A 22,144-nucleotide genomic window follows, 5' to 3' on the forward strand; every position below is an offset into this window, starting at 1 on the left:
TTACCGACGCACGCCGGAAGCCGCCGCGCGCTCCAGCACCACCTGCGCGTGGTTAATAATTGGTGCATCCACCATTTTGCCGTTGAGCGACACCACGCCCAGGCCGTTACGCTCGCCCTCTTCTGCCGCCTCAATCACCCTTTTGGCGTGATCCACCTCTTCCTGCGTCGGGGCGTAGGCGTTGTGCAGCAGGTCAATCTGGCGCGGGTTAATCAGCGATTTGCCGTTAAAGCCCATCTTGCGGATCAGATCGACCTCGCGAAGGAACCCAGCCTCGTCGTTAACGTCTGACCACACCACATCGAAGGCGTCGATGCCCGCGGCGCGAGCGGCGTGCAGCACGGCGCAGCGGGCATAGAACAGCTCGGTGCCGTCGCCGCGCTCGGTCTGCATGTCCATCACGTAGTCAAAGGCGGCCAGCGCGATGCCGATGAGGCGCGGGGAGCTGCGGGCAATCGCCACGGCATTGATGACGCCAATGGCCGATTCAATCGCCGCCATCACGCGGGTGGAGCCGACCTCGCGGCCGCACTCGCGTTCAATGCGTTCAAGATGGCCTTCCAGCTCGTAGACGTCGTCCGGGGTGTCGGTTTTTGGCAGGCGGATCACGTCCACACCCGCGCGCACGGCGGCTTCCAGATCCAGCAGGCCAAACGGCGTGCTGAGCGGGTTAATGCGCACCACGGTTTCGATATCCTGATACATCGGGTGCTGTAGCGCGTGGAATACCAGCAGGCGGGCGGTGTCCTTCTCACGCAGGGCGACGGCGTCCTCAAGGTCAAACATGATGGAGTCGGGGCGGTAGATAAACGCGGTGGAAAGCATGGCGGCGTTGGCGCCCGGCAGGAACAGCATACTGCGGCGGAGTTTGCTCATTTCAGCGCCTCCCAGTTGATGGCCTGTTCATCGGCGGCACGCATCAGCGCGCTTTGCAGGCGGGCGCGAATAACACAGTCCAGCGCCCCTTTGTCTTCAATAATGATTAATCCCTGGCGCACGTTCATGGCGCGCAGCGTGTCGTTGACCACCTGGCGAATTTGCTCGCCAAACTGCTTAATCACTTCACTGTGGATGACAATCTCCAGCTCGCCGTGAGCGGGGGCGATTTTCACCATCAGGTCGCTGGACTCCTGCGTTCCGGCCAGCGCCTCCCTTACAATATTCATGATAAATTCCTGATAGTTATGCGACTTCCGCACTCGCACGATAGTGTGTTTCGAGATGCGCGAAGGTGGAGTCCGGGACGATCTCCCGGATCCGGGAAAACTGCTGTGACTTGAGTAAACGGCGAACTTCGGACGCCGAAATGGCGTTGCCGGTGGCCTTGATGCGCGGCATCTCCACCACTTCGATATGCGAGGCCAGCAAGTCATGCAGCGTCTGGTTGTACTGGCGGGTGATGTCGCAAAAAGGCTCCGAGCCGATAAAGCGGTGCGTGATGCCGAGCGCCGGGGCGATGAAGTCCCGGAAGATCAGCACGTCGATCTCGCTCCACGCCTGCTGCACTTTGCCGGTCTCCTTCAGGAAGTAGGCCGGGAAGGTGGCGCGGGAGATGATGTACTGCGAGCCTTCATGCACCACCACGTTCGGCAGATGGGCCACGCCCGCGCGCACCATCTCGAGACGCGCGCTGAACGGGAAGAACGAGGCGTCTTCACGCACCACGAACAGATGCAGGGCATCGCACCGCTGCGCCGCCTGCTCCACCAGATGGCGGTGGCCGAGGGTGAACGGATTGGCGTTCATCACTATCGCGCCAGTTTTCTCCCCGCCCTTTCGCATCCGGCTTAAGGTACGGCAGTAGCGCGCGATCCCCTGCGGGGTGTTCTCCATCAGCACCGCGTTGTTCCCGCTCTGGGCAATTGGCCAGAAGCCGCTGCGGGCAAAGCGCTCCCGGTTGCACGGACGGGTGCAGAGGAAGAGGTGAAAATGGCCGCGCTCCAGCGCCGCATTTTCCACCTCTGCCAGCAGCCGCGCGCTGAGGTTTTCCCCACGAAGCTGCTCGTTGACCGCCACGCATTTGATGACGTTGCCGGCAAGTCCTGCGCAACCCACCAGCTGCGCGCCGGACCAGGCTTCGACAAACAGCGTGATGTCGTTGTCCAGGCCAAGGCCGCTGTCTGCCAGCAGGTAGCGGATCTGGCTTAAGCGTTCCGGGTGTTTCGCCACCAGCGTCTGGCGAAAATCGATGGGTTGACTGTTCATGCCGCCTTTCTCAGTGTGCCGCCGCAAGCCCGACGGCTGGCGCTTCAACAATCACGTTGCTCAGATGACCGATATGCTCGATCTCCACTTCAATGCGATCCCCCTCTTTCATAAACAGCGGCGGGTTACGCTTTTTACCCACACCGCCCGGGGAGCCGGTGATGATCACGTCGCCCGGGCTTAAGCGGGTAAAGGTGCTGATGTACTCGATGAGCTCCGCGACCTTGTGGATCATGCTGCTGGTGTTGTCCTCCTGCACCATGCGGCCGTTAAGCCAGGTGCGGATCGCCAGGCTGTGCGGGTCCGGGATCTCATCCGCCGTCGCCATCCAGGGGCCAAACGCCCCGGTCTGACGCCAGTTTTTACCGGCGGTGAACCAGGTGTGCTGCCAGTCGCGGGCGGAGCCGTCCATGTAGCAGCTGTAGCCCGCCACGTGGCGCAGGGCGTCATCGCGGCTGATGTTCTCCCCACCCTTACCGATGATCACCGCCAGCTCGCCTTCGTAGTCGAATTCGCTGGAGTGGCGCGGCTTCAGCACCGGCTCGTTGTGGCCGGTCTGTGAGTCCGGGAAGCGGACAAACAGCGTTGGGGCCGGGTTGTGCTGGTCAAACTCCTTGCGCTTGTCGGCGTAGTTCATGCCCACGCAGAGGATTTTTTCCGGCTGCACGATCACAGGTAAGAAGGTGATGGCGCTCAGCGGTACATCCACCGCGTCGTTCAGGTAACGGGTGGCCAACGCCAGCCCGTTGCCCTGCAGCAGCGCTTTAAGGTCGCCATAGTGGTCGCCCAGGCGGCGGCCTAAATCAATCACGCCCTCGGCCTGGACGATGCCGTAGCTGCGTTTTCCCTGGTATAAAAAGCTTGCGAGTTTCATTGTTTTTTCCTGAATACTTAGACGAGGAAGTTGCCCAGAATCAGCAGTGAGACAGAGACGTTAATCGCCCCGCCGATACGGGTAGCAATCTGGGCGAAGGGCATCAGGCTCATGCGGTTGCCTGCGGTCAGGATCGCCACGTCGCCGGTACCGCCCTGGCCGCTCTGGCAGCAGGAGACGATGGCGACATCAATCGGGTGCATACCGATCTTTTTGCCGACGAAGAACCCGGTCGCCACCAGCGCGGAGACGGTGCTGATAATCACCAGCAGGTTGGTCAGCGTGAAGGCGGCCACCAGTTCATGCCACGGGGTGATGGCCACGCCAACGGCGAAGAGGATCGGGTAGGTCACGGAGGTCTGGAAGAATTTGTACACCACCTGCGAGCCCTCCAGCAGGCGCGGAGAGGCGCCGTTGCAGAGCTTCACCAGCACCGCCATAAACAGCATGCCGACCGGCGCAGGGAGGCCAATCAGCTTGTGGCCGAGCATGCCGAGCATATAGAGCAGCACCGCCAGCAGCGCGCCGGAGGCGATAGTCGTCACGTCCGCTTTACCGGAAAACGCAGGCTGAGAGACGGTGGCATCGGCATTCGCGCGGTTAGGCATCAGCTGGCCTTCACCGGTCAGGTGCGGGTAGCGTTTACCGAGCTGGTTCAGGCAGCCGGAGATGATGATTGCCGTCAGCCCGCCGAGCATGACCATCGGCAGCACGCGGCCGAGCGCTACACCCTGGTCCATATGCAGCAGGGTGGCATAGCCGATGGAAAGCGGAATCGCCCCTTCCCCGACGCCGCCCGCCATGATCGGCAGAATGATAAAGAAGAAGATCTGGAACGGCTCGAGGCCCAGCGCCAGCCCCACGCCCATGCCAACAATCATGCCGACGATTTCACCGCACAGCATCGGGAAGAAGATGCGCAGGAAGCCCTGAATCAGCACCGTGCGGTTCATGCTCATGATGCTGCCGACGATAATGCAGCAGATATAGAGGTAGAGAATGTTGGTGGATTTGTAGAATTTAGTCGTGGATTCCACCACCACGTCCGGCAGCAAACCGTAGTAGACCAGTGCGGAAGGGATAAAGGTGGCGCAAATCGCCGCCGCACCAAGCTTGCCGACAATCGGCAGGCGTTTGCCGAACTCACCGCAGGCAAAGCCGAAGAAGGCCAGCGTCGCCACCATCACAACGATATCGCTCGGCAGCTTTCCGCCCAGGCAATCAATCGCAATCAGCGCGCCCGCCAGAACGAACAGCGGCAGAGGAATAATCCCGATTTTCCAGGTATCCATAATATGCCACCACCGCTCCTTGAGGGATGGCCGCTGAATTTCAATCGGGTCGTGGGTAACAGAGAAAGAATCGTCAGTTGTGCTCATAATAAGCCCCTTAGTTATTTTGTGCGTTCAGCTTAGAGTCACAAAGGCCTACTTTATGTGAGGAATGGCATATTAAAAGCGAAGTTTTAATGGCAGCTATGGTTTTTATGGTTTCTTTTATTTAATGTGATTTATGCCTTATTTATTATCGTGGTTTTTATGGTTTCTTTTCTGAATTGAACGACCAAATAACATTTAACTTAGCAGCAAGAAGATCTTAAGCCTTCTGGATAAATCATTTACAGGCCTTGCTGTGCAAGGGATCACAAGTTTCCCGCAAAGCGGACATCCGCATGAAAAAAGATGATATATTGACGATCTTTGCCGCTACTTTGCGTGATAGTTATGAAAGTCTCTTTCCAGATTAAGCTGTTTATTTCGCTCGTTGCCTTTTTCTCAGTGCTTTTTGTGCTGCTGGGCGGATATTATTATGCCGATGTCGGAAAACAGCTTTATCAGGAAATGAGTGCGCGCGCTAAAATACAGGCGGAAGAGATTGCGCTTATTCCGTCATTGCGTACTGAAGTTGAACAAAAAGATATCAACGCCATTCATGATTTCATGCAGAAAATGGCCGCGCACAGCGACGCCAGCTTTATTGTCATTGGCGATAATACGGGACGGCATCTTTTTCACTCCGTCTTTGCCGACAGGGTGGGCACGACGCTGGTCGGCGGCGACAATGAAGCCGTATTGCAGGGGAAAAGCACGACAACCATACGTAAAGGCGGGTTGGGCATTTCACTGCGCAGTAAAGCGCCCATTTTCAACGACGCCGGGCAGGTGGTCGGCATTGTTTCAGTTGGCTATCTCACCAGCTACCTGGACACCATTACCGTCAGTAAAGTGGTCAATATCCTGATTGCCGCCATGCTGCTGCTGATCGCCCTCTTTGTCTTCTCCTGGTTCTTTACCCGTAGTATTAAGAAGCAGATCTTCTCCCTGGAGCCACGAGAGATCGGCCTGCTGGTGCGCCAGCAAAAGGCGATGATGGAGTCCATTTACGAAGGCGTGATCGCCATTGATAACGAACGGCGCATAGAGGTGATCAACCAGGCGGCGCGCAAGCTGCTGGGCCTGAGCCAGCCGGCCCGGGAACTGCGCGGGCAGCTGATAAGCCAGGTGATCGATCCGGTCCCGTTCTTCGACACGCAGACGATGCTGGCGAAAGATACCCATGACGAGATTTGCCGCTTTAACGATCTCACGGTGATTGCCAGCCGGGTACACATCATGCTTGAGGGGTCGCTGCAGGGCTGGGTGATCACCTTCCGCGATCGCAACGAGATCGACTCTCTCAGCAGCCAGCTCAGCCAGGTAAAACGCTACGTCGATAACCTGCGTATTATGCGTCATGAGCAGCTGAACCGGATGACCACCCTCTCCGGCCTGCTGCATATGGGCCGCTATGAAGAGGCCATTCGCTACATTCAGGCGCAGTCGGAGCATGCTCAGGAGCTGCTGGACTTTATCTCCTCCCGCTTTAGTTCCCCGACACTTTGCGGGCTGCTGCTGGGAAAAGCCGCCCGCGCGCGTGAGAAAGGCGTCGAGCTGAGTTTCGACCCGGCCTGTCGGCTGGACAAACCGTTCCTGCCGCTGGGAGAGCAAGAGCTGATTTCGATTATTGGCAACCTGCTGGATAACGCCATCGAAGCGACGCAGCGATCGCCGCTCCCGCATGCGCCGGTGGAAGTGCTGATAAAACTCAGCGAGCAGGAGCTGATTATTGAAGTGGCCGACCAGGGCGTTGGCATTACCCCGGCGATCCGTGACCGGATATTTGAACGCGGCATCACCACCAAAACGCGGGGCGATCACGGGATTGGCCTGTATCTGATCGAAAGCTACGTCACGCAGGCTGGCGGCACAATAGAAATTGCCGATAACATGCCGCACGGGACCATTTTCTCACTGTTTATCCCGGCCTCGGGAACCGTCCGGCAACTGGAAGATACCGACTATGCAACATGAACTTATCGACGTACTGATTGTTGAAGACGAGAACGAACTGGCACAGCTGCACGCGGAGCTTATCGGTAAACATCCGCGCCTGAGGCTGGTGGGGATTGCCGCGTCGTTGGCCGACGCGCAGGTTCAGCTTGAGAGTAAACAGCCGCAGTTGATGCTGCTGGATAACTACCTGCCGGACGGCAAAGGCATTACCCTTATCAGCAACCCGATGCTGGCCCGCGCCAACTGCTCGGTGATTTTCATCACTGCCGCCAGCGATATGGACACCTGCAGCCAGGCGATTCGCAACGGCGCGTTTGACTATATCCTTAAGCCGGTCTCCTGGAAGCGGCTCAGCCAGTCGCTGGAGCGTTTTGTGCAGTTTACCGAACAGCAGCGGGTCTGGAAGATTGTCGACCAGCAGAACGTGGATTCACTCTATCAGTTACAGGCGAAAAACTATCGTCTGGACAACGGCAGCAAGGGAATAGAGGAGAACACGCTGGCGCGGGTGCAAACGCTGTTTAACAGCAAGGCGGCGCACTGCTTTACGGTGGATGAGGTGGTGAGCGAGACGGGACTGAGTAAAACCACCACCCGACGCTATCTGGAACATTGCGTGGAGGTGGGTTTTCTGACGGTGGAGATGCTGTACGGGAAGATTGGGCATCCGAGAAGGATGTACCGCCGCGCAGAAGCCTGACGAAGTATTGTAGGCCCGGTAAGCTTGCGCCACCGGGCCTACGTTCAGACATTCAATACGTACCCATACAGCCGCTTAATCCCGTCCGCATCCTTCTCGCTGTAAACGCCCTGCAACTCCGGCGAGAAGCCCGGCAGCATATTAATGCCTTCTTCCAGCGCCAGGAAGTAACGCTGTACCGCCCCGCCCCAGACTTCTCCCGGCACCACGCAAAGCACGCCTGGCGGGTACGGCAGCGCACCTTCGGCGGCAATGCGCCCTTCAGCGTCACGAATACGCACCAGCTCCACGTTCCCGCGAATGTACTCCTGGTTGGCATCCTGCGGGTTCATCACTACGGCGGGCAGGCTCTCCTGGCGGAACATCGCCTTCTGTAGATCCTTCACGTTAAAGCTGACGTAGAGATCGTGCATCTCCTGGCACAGTTGACGGATCGTGTAGTCGCGGTAACGCACCGGGTATTTTTGGTAGATGGTCGGCAGCACGTCAGCGAGCGGCGTGTCGTCTTCAATATGCTGCTCAAACTGCCCCAGCATCGCCACCAGCTGCGCCAGCTTCTCGCTGCTTTCGGCAGGCGTCAGCAGGAACAGGATCGAGTTGAGGTCGCACTTCTCCGGCACGATGCCGTTTTCGCGCAGATAATGGGCGAGAATGGTTGCCGGAATGCCGAAATCTGTGTAGTGACCTGTTTCTGCATCAATGCCCGGCGTGGTCAGCAGCAGCTTGCACGGGTCGACGAAATACTGCTCGCTCGCATAGCCCTCAAACCCGTGCCATTTGGCCCCCGGCTCGAAGCTGAAGAAGCGACGCTCGCTCGCGATGACCTGCGTGGGGTGATCCTGCCATGGCCGCCCCGCCACCACCGGCGGAATAAACGGTTTGATCATATGGCAGTTGGCGATGATGGCCTTGCGCGCCTCAATGCCCAGCTCGACGCACTCCGCCCACAGCCTGCGCCCGCTCTCGCCCTCGTGAATTTTGGCGTTCACGTCCAGCGCCGCAAACAGCGGATAAAATGGGCTGGTGGAGGCGTGCAGCATAAACGCGTTGTTCAGCCGCTTGTGCGGACAGAAGCGCGCCTGACCGCGGATGTGGTTATCCTTTTTATGGATCTGCGACGTTTGCGAGAACCCGGCCTGCTGCTTGTGCACCGACTGGGTCACGAAAATACCCGGATCGTTCTCGTTAAGCTCCAGCAAGAGCGGGGACGTTTCCGCCATCATCGGAATAAACTGCTCGTAGCCCACCCACGCGGAGTCAAAAAGGATGTAGTCACACAGATGGCCGATCTTGTCGATCACCTGGCGGGCGTTGTAGATCGTCCCGTCGTAGGTACCAAGCTGAATGATCGCCAGGCGGAACGGGCGGACCTCGTCGGCCTTTTCCGGCGCCGCCTCGCGGATCAGATCCCGTAGATACGCGTCATCAAAGCAGTGCTCGTCGATCCCGCCGATAAAGCCAAACGGATTGCGCGCCGCCTCAAGATACACCGGCGTGGCGCCCGCCTGGATCAGTGCGCCGTGGTGATTAGATTTATGGTTGTTGCGGTCGAACAGCACCAGGTCGCCGCGGGTCAGCAGCGCGTTGGTCACCACCTTGTTGGCCGCCGACGTGCCGTTCAGCACAAAGTAGGTTTTGTCCGCGTTGAATACTTTCGCCGCGAACTTTTGCGCGTGCTTGGCGGAGCCTTCGTGGATCAGCAGATCGCCCAGCTTAACGTCGGCGTTGCACATGTCGGCGCGAAACACATTCTCACCGAAGAAATCATAGAACTGTCGCCCTGCCGGGTGTTTTTTGAAAAAAGCCCCGTGCTGGTGGCCCGGACAGGCGAAGGTGCTGTTGCCCATCTCTACATACTGGCTCAGGGTATCGAAAAAAGGCGGCAGCAATTCCTCTTCGTAACGGCAGGCGGCGCTCTCCAGTTCCAGAAACTCCTGAGCTTTACCCGAGATAATCGCCGTGACGCCATCAGGCATCTCTCCAGGCTCTTGCGAGAACATAAACACCGGTAGCTGAAAGCCCGTACGCTTCAGCAACGCGAGAATGCCGCTGTAGCTTTCAACAACGGTAATGACGACTGCCGCCACATCGGTGAAATCGGTGTTATCCAGCGTCACCTTTTCACGGTGCGTAGAAACCTTGGATACCAGCTCATGGCTGACGGCAATTTTCATGGTTTTCATAAGCGCAAATACCCTCACCGAGCGGTGAGACAGGGAGGAGAAAATTCGCGCAATCATGTCACTTTTTATTTTCACGCGCAAGAAGGAATCAGTATGCACGAAACCACCCAAAGCTAAGGCTCGCGCAGCCCTGACGTGCCATAATAATGCAATATCAATGAGTAAATAACAGGAGTTAACTGTGGTTATCGGGCCATTTATTAACGCCGGAGCCGTATTGCTGGGCGGCGTACTGGGCGCAGTGTTGAGTCAGCGGCTGCCGGAGCGTATCCGTTCATCCATGCCCTCTATATTCGGCCTGGCATCCTTAGGCATCGGCATCCTTCTAGTGATCAAATGCGCCAACCTGCCCGTCATGGTGCTGGCTACACTGCTCGGCGCATTGATTGGTGAATTTTGCTATCTGGAAAAAGGCATCAATAGCGCGGTGGGCAAAGCCAAAAACCTGATTGCCCGACCGGGCAAGGCGAAACACGGCACGCACGAGTCGTTTATTCAGAACTACGTCGCCATCATTATTCTGTTTTGCGCAAGCGGCACCGGGATTTTCGGCTCGATGCAGGAAGGGATGACGGGCGACCCAAGCATATTGATTGCTAAAGCGTTTCTCGATTTCTTCACCGCCACCATTTTCGCCACCACGCTCGGCGTTGCCGTTGCGGCGATTTGCGTCCCGATGCTGCTAATCCAGCTGGCGCTTGCCACCTGTGCCACCTTGATTCTCCCGCTGACCACGCCAGCGATGATGGCGGACTTCACCGCCGTCGGCGGCCTGCTGCTGCTGGCGACGGGCCTACGTATTTGCGGGATCAAAATGTTTGCCGTGGTGAATATGCTGCCCGCATTACTGCTCGCCATGCCGCTCTCTGCGCTCTGGACGCACTTTTTCGCTTAAGATTGCGGCGAAATGGCGAGAGATTGCGCAGTCTGTAACGAAAATAACATTTTTCGTTGACGGCAACGGGCAGATCGGGTTTAATGCGCCCCGTTGCCCGGATAGCTCAGTCGGTAGAGCAGGGGATTGAAAATCCCCGTGTCCTTGGTTCGATTCCGAGTCCGGGCACCACTTATTTATAACCCTCGCTTCGGCGGGGGTTTTTGCTTTCTGAGTCAGCAACTCGTTGTTTGAACAGTAGTTACCGCCCTTATCTCTCCTCCGGCCCCGCTTCCCGGTGGTACAACTGGCGTGTTTACCGCCTTTACCGCCACACAGAAGCAGAAAAACCTGACCTTCACCGATCTATTTGAGCATTACAAATGCACATATCAATTGGACAGAGCCCGACAGAGCGGCATCACGTATCCGTGATTACACCCCATCGGCTAACTGTTTTATTAGATTGATTGGTGGTAAATCCATCCGGGACATCCTGAAAAGTGACCTGTCGGCGTTCCGTACACTGCTGGAACAGGCCCTGGCTAACCGCAGTAAAGTAGGCCGAGGAACGAAGCTGTAAAAAGCGACTTCTACTTCAGACACCGTAACCACATTACTACTATATTGTGTGTGCGTTGGCACGCATGGCTGTCAGGGGGGCGTTTATCAGTCTAAGCAGAGCCCGGTAAAGCAATTGAGAGGAACACCAATGGATGCAGCATTACTTAACATGATGCGCTCAGATGGAAGAAATAAAGCCTGGGCGGAAACTATGGTGAATATGGAAGCCAGGAAACTGGTAAATACAGCCAACACTCTGTCGGCTTTTCATCTCAGCGATAGTTTGACTCGAATGAAGTTTGTTCAGGAAATTCGGGACCTCATAGAACATCAGTTTACGTTAGCTCGTCGGGCTAAATCAGATGAAGAATGCATGGAATGCGTTAAAATTCTCAGAGAAGAAAACAGTAACCTGCTGGAACAAGCGCGTTTATTAAGAACGAAGGCAGCGAAGCTTTAGGCTAAAGTCGAGTTTATCCGAGAGAATAACAAAATTGTTGGGTATGTGATCTCGGCTGTTAGTGTTGTCCTGGCCGGTGCTGAAATAGCCGCAGGATTTACCCTCATAGGCACTATGACCCCTCTCGGGGTTCTTGCTGGTGCGATTCTGGTTACTGACGGGGCAAACAGCATCAGTAAAGAAGTGGCTCGCTACGCAACTAACAACACTACCAGTGAAGGGCTGGTCGCGAATGCCGCGATGTCTACAGCTGAGTTTATGGGCTTTAGTCGTGAGAATGGGTTAGGTGTCTACAAATCAATTTCACTGGCCGCTAATGCGTACACCATTTTTGGCTTGTTACGGCGACCTGGTACCTGGCGACTGTTTCGTTATCTCCCTGCTGACTATTACCGAAAGGTGAGCACACTGAGCCGCCCGCAGCTTACAATGAAAATAGCGGGTTATGGCGTGAAAGCTAAGATTATTTTTGATCTGTTGTCCGTCAGCGACCCGTCCCAGAATTAGTCAGCATTTTACGATAACGCCAGGATTTGTAGCCAAGTTTTGCTGGCGTTATATACCAGATGAAAGGTAGTACAATCAATAACGTGAGTGCTAGTGTCAGGCTTGTATCCTTGGATGCAAGTAAAAGAGTTAAAGCCAGTATGATGAAGGCAATAATAGTTATCCACTTCATAGCCTTAAAACGATTGGCCAGATCATGAGTTACGCTATCAAACGAACCACCGTAATTTTCAATATTGTTTTTTAGCTTTTGAATATCTCGTTTGCTAAAACCTGATTTTAAAAGTGCCTCTTCGCTGGTCATTCTGTTATCCGTCCCATAACTCACTGAAACCTGTGACGAAGTTTAACTTAATTTGGCGGATAAATCGCTACCTGACGATATTCGTCAAATTTATATATATCAACGAGTTGAAGATATCTTAGAGTATACGCTCGAAAACTGACATTATTGCCCACTGCGGAACTTCGCTGGTAGCAACTCTAATGACTCCTTCGGGGCCGTTTCCAACATCTCCCGCCCTGCCCTGTAGAAGCAACATGCAGATCACCACAGGAGGCTGAATCATGCACGATGAAATCATTAATCAGGCCCGCGAAATCCTCCCTCAGCGGCTCAACCATACCGACACATTGGCATCACAGCAGGACACCGCGAACTATCTGGCCCTACAGTGAAGCGCAATGCTGCTATTATCTATTCCCCTATCCACGACACCCCGACCACTGCGTCAGCAGCGCATGCAGTTTAGCCGGCTCCAGAGGCTTGCGGAGCACCAGGTACCCTTCCTGCTCCGCCTCCAGCAGAACAGGCGAATTAAATTCGCCGCTGACCATCGCGCCGCTCATGTCCGGCAGACGTTCAAAAAGCGCTTTCAGGATGTCGAAGCCGCTTTCACCGGATCGCAGGCGCTGGTCGCACAGCACGGCGAACGGGGTGAAGCCGTCGTCGATGATGGCGAACGCTTCTTCAGCGGAGGCCGCGCAGCGCACGTTGATTCCCCAAACGCTCATCAGGCTCTCCCAGGCTGACGTCACCAGCGGGTCGTCATCGACGACCAGGCAAGAACCGCGCAGCGGCGCATAGCGTACCGGCGCAGAGGCGTTGTTATCGGCGGGCGGGATGTCCGTCGCGATCTCTTCGCCAGCATATTGAGTGAAGCGCATCCAGAAGCGTGAGCCTTTAGCTTCTATGGATTGCATCCCGTACTTCACCTTCATCAGCCTGGCACAGCGGGCAACCACGGCGAGGCCCAGCCCGTGTCCGGCGCTGTCGATCTTCCAGGCCAGTTCGGGGCGGTAGTAAGGGGAGAAGATTTTACCTTTCTCGTCATCAGCGATACCGACACCCGTGTCCCACACCTCCACCAGGCACTCGTCACCGCGCGGTCGGATGGCAACCAGCACGCCGCCCTGCTGCGTGTAGCGAAGGGCGTTTTGAATCAGGTTAATCAGCGATTGTCGCACCAGCAGCGGGTCGCCCATCACGTGGATGCGGCGTTTGGGTCGACGGGTGGACAGCCTAAGTGCACGGCTATTAGCCTCTTCGCGAAACAGCGTGATCACCGAGTCGAGCAGAGCGCCGATATCCACTTTGGTAGGGGCTGTGAGCACTTTCCCGGATTCAATCTTGCTGAGGTCGAGCAGAGAATTGAACATCAAATGCACCGAGCGAACGCTCTGCTGAAGGTCAAGCAGCTGGGGCGTCAGGCTGTCGTCCCGATTTCGGTGGATAATCGCTTCGATCAGAAAGCCCATGGCGTGTACCGGCTGACGCAGGTCGTGGCTGGCAGTCGTCAGGAACTGATTTTTATCCAGCAGCGCCTGCTCCGCTTCCTCTTTGGCCTGACGAAACTGTTCTGCCAGGCGTGAGCTTTTTTCCTCAAGCAGCGCTTGCTGAATAAAGTACGCGTGCGACGTTAACGCATGGCGGTAAATGGCGAAGCCGTACAGCAGGTTCAGCATCAGCACAATGAATATCAGCTCGTCCAGCCGCCAGATGATGCCGATATTCAATACTCCCCAGGAGGCGAAGAAAAAGCACGTAAAAGTGCTGATGACTGGCGTCAGATGCGTCGCATTGGCGGCGACGATGGCGGCAATACTGATATTAAGGAGCAGGAAAAAGTCAAAGTTCTGCGTCTGCGGAGTAATTAAATAGAGAGATGAAATCCCCAGCCCGTGAATAAAAGCGATCTTATTTATGCGCGGAAGCCAGCGGCGCAGGACGTCCTCTTCATCATGCTCTTTCACTTCGCGCTGGTAGCGTCGGTGCAATATGCGGATTGCCACGGCACATAGCAGGTAAATAATTATCCAGATAATGGTTGGGCCAAGTTCATCGTCCAGCAAATAGATCCAGATGGCAAAAGGAATACCGACAAATGGCACCGCGCTAAAGCTGAACACCAGCCGCAAAAAAGTGTTGTTTAGCAAACGGATCTGCGCGGGAGATGAGATACCATCTTTCTGTAAGCTCTGGAAAAACCTCATTCTGATGATTCCCGCTTGCCATGCAGAAGCGTGATGGCTTCGACCCGGCTGTTAACGCCTATCTTTTTCAATATATTGCTGATGTGTTCTTTGACCGTGGGCTCAGAAATTGAAAGCTGCGCGGCGATTCGTTTATTTGGCAGGCCGCGCATAATCATATTTAAAACGTCTATTTGTCGCGGCGTTAAGTTAAATTTACTTAACTTCTCATTATTCGATTCAACGGGAAAATCGTTTCTCTCAGGAAACCAGGTCAGATTATCAAGGAGTGCACAAACGGCCCGTGAGAACATTTCAGGCGGTTCGCTTTTCAATACAAATCCGTGTCCCCCGGCGGCGTGAACTTTCTGCCAGATGTCATTATTGTCGTCCCCGCTGACCACCAGGAACCGTACCTGTGGGTAATGTTGTTTTACTTCTTTGAGTAATTTCAGTGCCGTTCCGGACGAAAGCCAAAAATCGATGACCAGCAAACGCGGCGGGCCATTATCCCTAATTTGACGGTAGCAATCTTCCTCATTCGTCACCACGCTCGCCTGCTTAAACTGGCAATGTGAAATCAGAAAATTAGCGATGCCGCTTGCTACCAATGGATGGTCATCAACGACCAACGCATAATTCTGCCCCAAAGGATCCTCCTTTTACCTTCGCATATCTGAGTGTACAGATGAATTATTATCTACCCACCCTACTTTAGGAGGGTTTTTTCGATTAGGAAAGGGAAATATATTATTCGCTGATTTGGGTAATTGAAAACATAAATACAATCAGTGAAATTAACTGATTGGATATCAAGGATAATTTATGAAAAAACCACTCATCTTTTTAAGCGTTACGTTGATGCTCGCCGGTTGTTCCACGCTAAAAACCGATCAGGCTATTCCACTCCTGCAGGCGGAGACCGCTAAAATGCTGGGGCTGGGCTCATCGGATGAAATAACCGTGACCAATGTTAATGGCGCCCAGCCGGACGCACTGGGAGGGCAAAAACTGTCTTATCGCGCTACGACGGAAAAAGGGCGTATTTTCGATTGCTCATCAATGATGATGCCGGGGATTTTAGGATCCGCCCCGACGCTCAGCGCACCAACCTGTACCCCGGTTGTCACGCATAAATAATTAACGGCAAATGAAAAGGCGTACATAAATAACGCCTTTTATATTTTCTGACGTATCTGAGTTTTCATAAAAACGATTTTCCAGACATCACGCTAATGAGTACGGAGATAGCCCGTGAATAACTCTACATCGCATGCTTTAGCGGTTAAGACGCCGCTTTCCAGACTTTACCTCGCTCTATTTTCCGCGCCACTGTTACTGCTTTCACCTGCCGATTTCGCGCGCGCAGCCGATGCCATTTTTGATGGCGAGGCGCGTATAACCGAAACGCTGGGTTACACCGGAGATGTTTACGTTGGACGTAATCAACCCGGAAACCTGCTGATTGATAATGGCAAAATCACCGCCTATAACATCAACATCGGTCGGCTGTTCGACGGCCAAATTTATGAAAGCGTGGTCACGGTCCGTGGGCCAAACGCTGAGCTTAACGCAGTGAACGATCAGTACGTCCTGCGCGGCGACCTGAATCTTGGCCTCGGCACCCTGCGAGTCGAAGAAGGCGCGCTGGCCAGCGCAAAAGAAATTGTTGTCGGCACCACCCGCGGCTACGACAGCCACCTTATCGCCACTGGCGCCGGCTCTCGCGTGACCAGTAATTTTCTCAGCGTAGGTACCGATCTGGGGGCACGCTCCACGCTGGCGATTGAAGACGGCGCGGCGCTCAGCACCGCCTACGATGCGCGCATCGGCAACGGTACCGGGCCGGGTGAAACCGACACGCTAAGCCCGAAAGCCACCGTCACGGGGAGCGGCTCACAGTGGAACGTTGGCCGTACGTTGACGCTTTATGGCGACCTGGACGTGCTGAACGGCGGTGCGGTTAACGTTGGCGGCGTGCAGGTGGCGGGCGTCTCCGGGGCAGGTAAAACCGCCGAGCTGGTTATTGCGGGCAAAGACTCGCGCTTTACCAGCGGCAGCAGCGTGAGCGTGGGCGATTATGGCAATGGCGTGCTGTCGGTGATTGACGGCGGTTCATTTTCCGCTGGCAGCAATACGCTGATCGTGGGGACCTCGGGTTCCGGCTCGAACCGGGGTGCGCTCATTGTCGGCAGCCGCGGCAATATGGACACCGGCACGGGTTTAACTGAGCCAACGCTTGGCACAGCGGGCGGCGCGGGTACTCTCGATGCGAATACGGCAATCAGCCTGCGCGGCGGGCTGTTCGGCAGCTATGTCTACTTCAACCATACCGACGAAAATTACATCTTTAGCAACAAGATGAGTGGCGAAGGTGAGGTGATCAATACTTCCGGGCAGACAACGCTGAATGGCGATCTTTCATCCCTTCAGGCGAACGTGACCGCGCGCGGTGGCAAAGTCATTATCGCCAGCAACATCAACACCCAGCCAGAAGACGATATTTTTGATATTCAGACCCTTAGCGCCGAGAACGGCGGGACGCTGATCCTCAACGCGACGGCGGGATCCGACGTTAGCGACGGGCTGGGCTACAGCAGCGCCGCGTCAATCAAGGCCGGCGGAACGCTGGGAGGGAACGGCACGCTGGGCCAGACCGAGATCCTTTCCGGCGGGCATATCTCGCCCGGGGATGGCGATATCGGCACGCTGACGCTGAAACGTTATCTGAATTTTGTGGGTGACTCTTTCTATGACGTCGATATCGCCGGTGATGGCCGCAGCGACCAGCTGCTGGTCGCAGGCAAAACGACCATCAGCGATCGGGCTCAGGTACAGGTCACCGCGCTGGATCCGCAAACCAGCTACAAAACGGGCCAAAGCTACCGCATTTTAACCTCCGACGGGGGAATTGACGGTCAGTTCGCGGGGGCGGTGTCTAAATCCGCCTTCCTGGACGTGGCGCTCAACCAGAGCACCAACGCCGTCGATCTGACTATCGCGCAGAAAGAGACCGGCGGCGAGAATCCGGGAGGCGAAAACCCGGGAGGTGAAAATTCAGGAGGAGGAAGCCCAGGAGGAGGAAACCCTGGCGGTGAGAACCCGGGGGGAGAAAACCCTGGCGGTGAGAATCCGGGCAGCGGCAAGCCGGGGATTTTCCAGACCGTCGCCAAAAGCAGCAACCAGTGGAATACCGCCGGCGCGCTCTCCACCCTGACGCAAAGCGGCCCGTCGCTGGCGCTGTATAACTCTCTGCTGGTACTCAGCGCGGCGGAAGCGCGCGAGGCGTTCAACCAGCTGTCCGGTGAAGTTTATCCGTCAATGCAGTCCAACCTGATCGCCGGCAGCACGCAGGTGTTTAACGTCTTAAACCAGCGTATGCAGCGCGCGTTTGATAACGACAGCCTGCCGATACCACCGTTAGCGATGTCGCTGGTGCAGCAGCCGGAGCCGCAAAACAATGGCGTCTGGGGCCAGACCTTCAGCTCCTGGAGCCGAAACGACGGCGACGGGAACGTGGGCAAGCTGGACGGCAACACCACCGGCTTCCTGCTGGGAGCAGATCGCAAGCTGGCGGATCATAACGTGCGTGTCGGTGGCTACTTCGGCTACAGCCGCGGTGATTACGACGTCGACAGCCGTCGTTCCTCAACGGATACCGATAACTACCACCTTGGCCTGTATGCGGCGGGTCAACAGGATGCGTTCTCCCTTCGCGGCGCGCTGGGTTACACCTGGCACAAGATAGAAGGCGAGCGCAGCGTTGATTTCAGCGGCTTCTCGGATCGGCTGAAGTCGGATTACGACGCCAACTCGCTGCTGGCATTCACCGAAGCGGGTTACCGCTTCGGCCAGCCTGATATGAATATCGAGCCGTTCGTCAATTTATCGTACATTCGACTGCATACCGACAGCTTCAGGGAAGACGGCGGTGCCGCCGCGCTGAGCGTAAGTAACGAAACGATGAACACCTTCTACTCCACCCTCGGGGTGCGCGGTGTGACCGAGCTGCCGAAGAACGTGAACCTCTACGGTTCGTTGGGCTGGCAGCACGCCTATGGCGATAAGAATACCTCTTCGCGCATGGCGTTTGCGGGCAGCGACGCGTTCATTACTCAGGGGCAGGCCGTGGATGAGGACGTGATGGTGGGTGATATCGGCGTGAGCGTACAGCTGTCGCGTGCTGCGACGCTGGATGTGGGTTATCAGGGGCAATATGGTGCGGATACCCGCGTCAACTCGGTTAACGCTAATCTGCGCTGGTCGTTCTGAATTATTTCCAGTAAAAGAACCCGCCCTTGTGGCGGGTTTTTGCTTTTAGGCTCTCAGGAATTCAGGGATCGTTCCCAACCGCGTCCAGCAGTTTGTTTTTAAAGATAAACAAACACGCCTCGTTGAAGTTCTCCGCCCCCAGGCGTTCCGACAGCGCTGTCCGCTTGCGATAGAGGCTCTTCACCGACGTGTTCAGCTCATCGGCAATCGCTTCCATCGACATCCCTGCCCTCAACAACCGCAGCATGATCGCTTCGTGCGTGCCAAGCCGTAAGTTAAGCAGCCATTTGGTGGTCAGACGCCTGCCCTTCATATTGAGCACCAGGTTAAATAACGATGCCATATCCGGCGCCGTAAGCGACGTGTTCATAAACAACTTCATACTGAGTAGATTCTCCTCGCGATGTCGCATATCCAGCATAACGCAGCAGATCGTTTTTTTTGTTCTGGCCGGATGGCGTATCAGGTAATCATATAAACGGAGCGGAGAACGGCTATCAATCAACACAGAATATTCATCTGCACCGTTATCAAATATGTTTCTGTCAATCGAGTCGAGCAGGATAATATCCGGGAAAAATAGCCTCATCCCCCTGACAAGATAGCGATCCTGGGTCACTAACACTATTGAAGTTGCCACTAACCATCCCTTTTAGATTAAAGCAAGAGCGCACCTTCAGAAAGAAGGCCGCCTTCGTTTTATAGCGCTGTAATATTAACGACAATATGTATTCTGGCGTTGAACATCCCTCAATACAGACATTGATGAGTAAGACTTCCTGTAGACTTTCATTCAATGGCTGGCGTTAATTATAAATAAAAAACAATCGCAGAAAAGTCACTTCGATGAACATTAAGACTTTTTGTCATGAAACTTCCCAAACATGCACCAGAAAGTACTTTAATTGCTACAATAAAACCTCGCCGGGAATATAAACAAACTCAAAAACACTTAAATAAATTACATTAATATCAAATAGTTACAAATACACACTCAATTCAAAATAATCACAAAAGACATCTCATTCCAGAATTATCCCAAAACTACCCCTCTGCTTTTCACCATATTTATCCGGCAACATATCAGGTGTACATTACCTTCCACCCAGTTTCCAAAGAGGAGGTTCCATAATTACCTTAAAGTAAGTACCCCATAACGTTATTGCATTCAGATTTAATGTTCTCATTTATGGCCTTTAACGCAGAGTTAAAAGGCGGCCGTGTTATGCAATGGATTCATGATAAACAAATGGCAAATAGATATGGAAAGATCGCTTCGCTTCAATACGTTATTCTTTTATCGCGCCCCAGGATTATTGTTTCTGCTATTTCTGTTTCCTGTTCTCGTTCAGGCAACGGAATCCGTTTATGAGCAACAGATTCAACAGGCACGTAACGGTAATTACACGCCGTTTCTCAATTATCTTCAGCGGTATCAGCAACAGCATGCTCTGACGCCCGAGCAAGTAGCGGACTGGTTACAGGTGGCTGTGTGGGCAGGTCGTAATGACGAGGTGATTCAGCTCTGGCAGCGCTATGGCATTTATATGCCGCTGCCCGCTCGCGGCGTTGCGGCTGTCGCGCAGGCCAGAAGAGATCAAAAAGCGTGGCAGCCTGCCTTATCACTGTGGAAAGAGGCGCTTAGCCTTGCGCCACATAATGACGATTATCGTATCGGTTATATCAAAACCCTGGCCGATGCCCGCATGGATACGCTCGCTCTGCAGGAAGCCCGCCAGCTGGTGACGGAGGATCCCTCTCCGGCGCATCTTCAGACGCTCTCGTACGTCTGGTTACGCCAGGGAAAAAGCTGGGATCGGCTTTTAGCGGACACGCGTGCGCTGACCCTCGCGCCGGAGAATAACGCGCTCCTTAGCGAGCTGACTGACGCGCTAACGGATAACCGGGTGAGTACTCCCGCGCTGATGCTGTCACAAAGGGTAACGCTGACCCCCGCGCAGCGCCGCCGTCTGGAGCTTAATGCCGCCGCAGAATGGGTTCGCCTTGCCGACGTGCCTGGCAGAACGGAAAAGGAGCGCCTGCAGCTGGCGCAAACGGCACTGAATCGTTACGACGCCCTGCTCTCACGCTGGCAACACGAACCGCAGGCAGCGGAAGACATCATCCTCGCCCGTATCGACAGGCTGGGTGCGCTGTACGCGCATGGCGATTACCCGCAGGTCATCCGTGAATATCAGTCGCTGACGGAGGCGCAGCATCCGGTGCCGGGCTGGGCCATCGGCTGGGCGATCTCCGCGTATCTGCAGGAGAAAAACGCCACTGCCGCCTTCTCGCTGCTGCAACGCTATCCGCAATATGCCGACGATCCGCAGGACGAGGAGCATGCGCTTTTCTACGCCTGGCTGGACACGGGGCAGTATCAGGCCGCTCGCCAGTACGTAGAGCGCCTGACCCGCAGCGTTCCGTGGACCCGCTACGATTTCGGCTCGCCCACTCCGCAGCCCAACGATCGGTGGCTTACCGGGCAGTCGCTCAAATTTAACTATTTGCTCTCAACCAACGCCCTGCCGGACGCGGATAAGCTGGCGCACCGTCTGGCCACAACGGCGCCGGGCAATCAGGGGCTGCAGATTGACTATGCCACCCTGCTTCAGGCGCGGGGCCAGCCGCGCGCGGCCGAGCAAGCGTTAAAAAGGGCGGAGGCGCTGGAGCCATCTAATCTGGAGCTGGAACAGCAGCAGGCTTACGTCGCCATGGATCTGCAGGAATGGCGCCAGATGGATTTACTGGCCGACGACGTGCTTGCCCGCGCGCCCGTTGCTCGCAGCGCCAGGCGTCTGGACAGGCTCAGAACGGTGCATCACATGTCCGAGCTGCGCCTTAACGCGAGCAAGGGCTTGCACTCCGATAACCCCATCAGCGGGACGCACGACCTGAACGGGGATGCCACGCTCTATGGTCCACCGGTAGCTGATAGCTGGCGGCTGTTTGCGGGTACCCGCTATGCGCAAGGTAATTTCGATGAAGGCAAAGGCACCAGCCGTCACCTCCTGGGCGGCGTCGAGTGGCGTCCTCGCGACCTTCAGCTCGAAGCCGAGGTATCCAGCAACCGCTATCACGGTGAAAACAAGCCGGGTGCTCGCCTCTCAACCACGTACTTTCTCAATGATAACTGGCAGGTCAGCGGCAGCCTTGAACGCTTATCCCGCACCGCGCCGCTACGGGCATTACGCAACGGAATTAGCGCCAACAGGGGTGAAGGCGGGATCCGCTGGTATCAAAACGAGCGCCGTGAGTACCAGTTCAGCGCCGCCGTCAGCCGCTTCTCAGACCATAATCGCCGACAGGAATACACCCTTACGGGTAAGGAGCGTCTCTGGCAGACCCCGACCCTGACGCTGGATCTTGAACCGGGGATCGCCGCCAGTAAAAACAGCCTGCGGGACACGCTCTATTACAACCCGGCGCGGGATCTGTCCGTGACGGCCGCCCTGTCCGTGGATCATGAGATGTACCGCCATTACGACACCCTCTGGAGCCAGCAGTTGGTGGCGGGAGGCGGCAGCTACTGGCAGAAAAACCAGTCCGTTGGCGCCATCGCCCTGCTGGGCTACGGGCAACGCGTCCAGTGGAATAACGTCATTGATACCGGCGTGATGCTGAACTGGGATAAACGCCCTTACGACGGCAAACGCGAGAGCAACCTCTCCGTCACGCTTGATGCGACTTTACGCTTTTAA

General features: G+C 55.5%; 16 protein-coding genes, 1 tRNA gene and 1 pseudogene. 8 read left to right on the top strand and 10 right to left on the bottom strand.

The window, feature by feature from the left end:
- The 5 genes from citE to IM314_RS07165 are packed head-to-tail and all read right to left on the bottom strand — an operon-like array spanning position 1 to position 4,458.
- The gene (gene citE, locus IM314_RS07145) at positions 1 to 876 is read right to left on the bottom strand and encodes a citrate (pro-3S)-lyase subunit beta (protein ID WP_041908314.1); all 876 of its coding nucleotides are present in this window, start codon (positions 874 to 876) and stop codon (positions 1 to 3) included.
- Entirely contained in the window at positions 873 to 1,166 is a 294-nt protein-coding gene (gene citD, locus IM314_RS07150; RefSeq protein WP_028014384.1) for a citrate lyase acyl carrier protein, read from the bottom strand. The genes citE and citD overlap by 4 nt, the downstream gene beginning before the upstream one ends.
- Before the next feature lie 16 nt (positions 1,167 to 1,182).
- Positions 1,183 to 2,205 (bottom strand): [citrate (pro-3S)-lyase] ligase, encoded by a 1,023-nt coding sequence (gene citC / locus IM314_RS07155; protein WP_193358471.1) that lies wholly within the window; start codon positions 2,203 to 2,205, stop codon positions 1,183 to 1,185.
- Between the two features lie 10 nt (positions 2,206 to 2,215).
- Positions 2,216 to 3,079 (bottom strand): fumarylacetoacetate hydrolase family protein, encoded by an 864-nt coding sequence (locus tag IM314_RS07160; RefSeq protein ID WP_188245697.1) that lies wholly within the window; start codon positions 3,077 to 3,079, stop codon positions 2,216 to 2,218.
- A 17-nt stretch (positions 3,080 to 3,096) separates the two neighbouring features.
- A complete protein-coding gene (locus tag IM314_RS07165; RefSeq protein WP_045630637.1) occupies positions 3,097 to 4,458 on the bottom strand; it encodes a 2-hydroxycarboxylate transporter family protein in 1,362 nt (453 codons plus the stop codon).
- 345 nt (positions 4,459 to 4,803) lie between these two features.
- Here IM314_RS07165 and IM314_RS07170 point away from each other — a divergent pair, with 345 nt between their 5' ends.
- On the top strand, positions 4,804 to 6,429 hold the full coding sequence (locus IM314_RS07170; protein ID WP_163332786.1) for a sensor histidine kinase: 1,626 nt from the start codon (positions 4,804 to 4,806) through the stop codon (positions 6,427 to 6,429).
- Positions 6,419 to 7,111 carry a response regulator gene (locus IM314_RS07175; RefSeq protein ID WP_041908309.1) on the top strand — a complete coding sequence of 231 codons (693 nt, stop codon included), beginning with the start codon at positions 6,419 to 6,421 and terminating at the stop codon, positions 7,109 to 7,111. Before IM314_RS07170 ends, IM314_RS07175 begins: the two co-directional genes overlap by 11 nt.
- A 44-nt stretch (positions 7,112 to 7,155) precedes the next feature.
- On the opposite strand, the gene IM314_RS07180 is transcribed toward IM314_RS07175, so the two are convergent.
- On the bottom strand, positions 7,156 to 9,294 hold the full coding sequence (locus IM314_RS07180) for an ornithine decarboxylase (protein WP_193358472.1): 2,139 nt from the start codon (positions 9,292 to 9,294) through the stop codon (positions 7,156 to 7,158).
- Between the two features lie 181 nt (positions 9,295 to 9,475).
- Here IM314_RS07180 and IM314_RS07185 point away from each other — a divergent pair, with 181 nt between their 5' ends.
- The 3 genes and pseudogenes from IM314_RS07185 to IM314_RS07195 all read left to right on the top strand — a co-directional run bounded on the left by IM314_RS07185 (position 9,476) and on the right by IM314_RS07195 (position 11,699).
- Complete coding sequence (locus tag IM314_RS07185) at positions 9,476 to 10,189, top strand: DUF554 domain-containing protein (RefSeq protein ID WP_028014391.1); 714 nt, start codon at positions 9,476 to 9,478, stop codon at positions 10,187 to 10,189.
- A 95-nt stretch (positions 10,190 to 10,284) separates the two neighbouring features.
- Positions 10,285 to 10,360, top strand: a tRNA-Phe gene (locus tag IM314_RS07190).
- 520 nt (positions 10,361 to 10,880) lie between these two features.
- Positions 10,881 to 11,699: pseudogene (locus IM314_RS07195) on the top strand (DUF4225 domain-containing protein).
- Here IM314_RS07195 and IM314_RS07200 read toward each other — a convergent pair.
- The 3 genes from IM314_RS07200 to IM314_RS07210 all read right to left on the bottom strand — a co-directional run bounded on the left by IM314_RS07200 (position 11,677) and on the right by IM314_RS07210 (position 14,821).
- Positions 11,677 to 12,003, bottom strand: coding sequence for a hypothetical protein (locus IM314_RS07200; RefSeq protein WP_045630641.1), 327 nt, complete (start codon positions 12,001 to 12,003; stop codon positions 11,677 to 11,679). The pseudogene IM314_RS07195 and the gene IM314_RS07200 sit on opposite strands and share 23 nt — an antisense overlap.
- Before the next feature lie 401 nt (positions 12,004 to 12,404).
- Positions 12,405 to 14,192 carry a hybrid sensor histidine kinase/response regulator gene (locus tag IM314_RS07205; protein WP_193358473.1) on the bottom strand — a complete coding sequence of 596 codons (1,788 nt, stop codon included), beginning with the start codon at positions 14,190 to 14,192 and terminating at the stop codon, positions 12,405 to 12,407.
- Positions 14,189 to 14,821 carry a response regulator transcription factor gene (locus tag IM314_RS07210; protein ID WP_028014393.1) on the bottom strand — a complete coding sequence of 211 codons (633 nt, stop codon included), beginning with the start codon at positions 14,819 to 14,821 and terminating at the stop codon, positions 14,189 to 14,191. The genes IM314_RS07205 and IM314_RS07210 overlap by 4 nt, the downstream gene beginning before the upstream one ends.
- A gap of 175 nt (positions 14,822 to 14,996) precedes the next feature.
- Here IM314_RS07210 and IM314_RS07215 point away from each other — a divergent pair, with 175 nt between their 5' ends.
- Together IM314_RS07215 and IM314_RS07220 are read left to right on the top strand one after the other, a co-directional pair.
- Positions 14,997 to 15,311, top strand: coding sequence for a lipoprotein (locus tag IM314_RS07215; protein WP_028014394.1), 315 nt, complete (start codon positions 14,997 to 14,999; stop codon positions 15,309 to 15,311).
- Between the two features lie 114 nt (positions 15,312 to 15,425).
- Entirely contained in the window at positions 15,426 to 18,443 is a 3,018-nt protein-coding gene (locus IM314_RS07220; RefSeq protein WP_193358474.1) for an autotransporter outer membrane beta-barrel domain-containing protein, read from the top strand.
- A gap of 61 nt (positions 18,444 to 18,504) precedes the next feature.
- Here IM314_RS07220 and IM314_RS07225 read toward each other — a convergent pair whose 3' ends face one another.
- Entirely contained in the window at positions 18,505 to 19,032 is a 528-nt protein-coding gene (locus tag IM314_RS07225) for a helix-turn-helix domain-containing protein (RefSeq protein ID WP_045260784.1), read from the bottom strand.
- 673 nt (positions 19,033 to 19,705) lie between these two features.
- On the opposite strand from IM314_RS07225, the gene pgaA reads away from it, so the two are divergent.
- Complete coding sequence (gene pgaA, locus IM314_RS07230) at positions 19,706 to 22,144, top strand: poly-beta-1,6 N-acetyl-D-glucosamine export porin PgaA (protein WP_193358475.1); 2,439 nt, start codon at positions 19,706 to 19,708, stop codon at positions 22,142 to 22,144.

The organism is Enterobacter cloacae complex sp. P42RS (genome assembly GCF_014930595.1).
GTDB classification, from domain to species: domain Bacteria; phylum Pseudomonadota; class Gammaproteobacteria; order Enterobacterales; family Enterobacteriaceae; genus Enterobacter; species Enterobacter bugandensis.

Coding starts and splice junctions, on each gene's coding strand:
- IM314_RS07170 (WP_163332786.1), top strand. CDS start 4,804: ATGAAAGTCTCTTTCCAGATTAAGCTGTTTATTTCGCTCGTTGCCTTT.
- IM314_RS07165 (WP_045630637.1), bottom strand. CDS start 4,458: ATGAGCACAACTGACGATTCTTTCTCTGTTACCCACGACCCGATTGAA.
- IM314_RS07175 (WP_041908309.1), top strand. CDS start 6,419: ATGCAACATGAACTTATCGACGTACTGATTGTTGAAGACGAGAACGAA.
- IM314_RS07205 (WP_193358473.1), bottom strand. CDS start 14,192: ATGAGGTTTTTCCAGAGCTTACAGAAAGATGGTATCTCATCTCCCGCG.
- IM314_RS07200 (WP_045630641.1), bottom strand. CDS start 12,003: ATGACCAGCGAAGAGGCACTTTTAAAATCAGGTTTTAGCAAACGAGAT.
- IM314_RS07160 (WP_188245697.1), bottom strand. CDS start 3,079: ATGAAACTCGCAAGCTTTTTATACCAGGGAAAACGCAGCTACGGCATC.
- IM314_RS07180 (WP_193358472.1), bottom strand. CDS start 9,294: ATGAAAACCATGAAAATTGCCGTCAGCCATGAGCTGGTATCCAAGGTT.
- IM314_RS07225 (WP_045260784.1), bottom strand. CDS start 19,032: ATGAGGCTATTTTTCCCGGATATTATCCTGCTCGACTCGATTGACAGA.
- pgaA (WP_193358475.1), top strand. CDS start 19,706: ATGGAAAGATCGCTTCGCTTCAATACGTTATTCTTTTATCGCGCCCCA.
- citC (WP_193358471.1), bottom strand. CDS start 2,205: ATGAACAGTCAACCCATCGATTTTCGCCAGACGCTGGTGGCGAAACAC.
- citD (WP_028014384.1), bottom strand. CDS start 1,166: ATGAATATTGTAAGGGAGGCGCTGGCCGGAACGCAGGAGTCCAGCGAC.
- citE (WP_041908314.1), bottom strand. CDS start 876: ATGAGCAAACTCCGCCGCAGTATGCTGTTCCTGCCGGGCGCCAACGCC.
- IM314_RS07215 (WP_028014394.1), top strand. CDS start 14,997: ATGAAAAAACCACTCATCTTTTTAAGCGTTACGTTGATGCTCGCCGGT.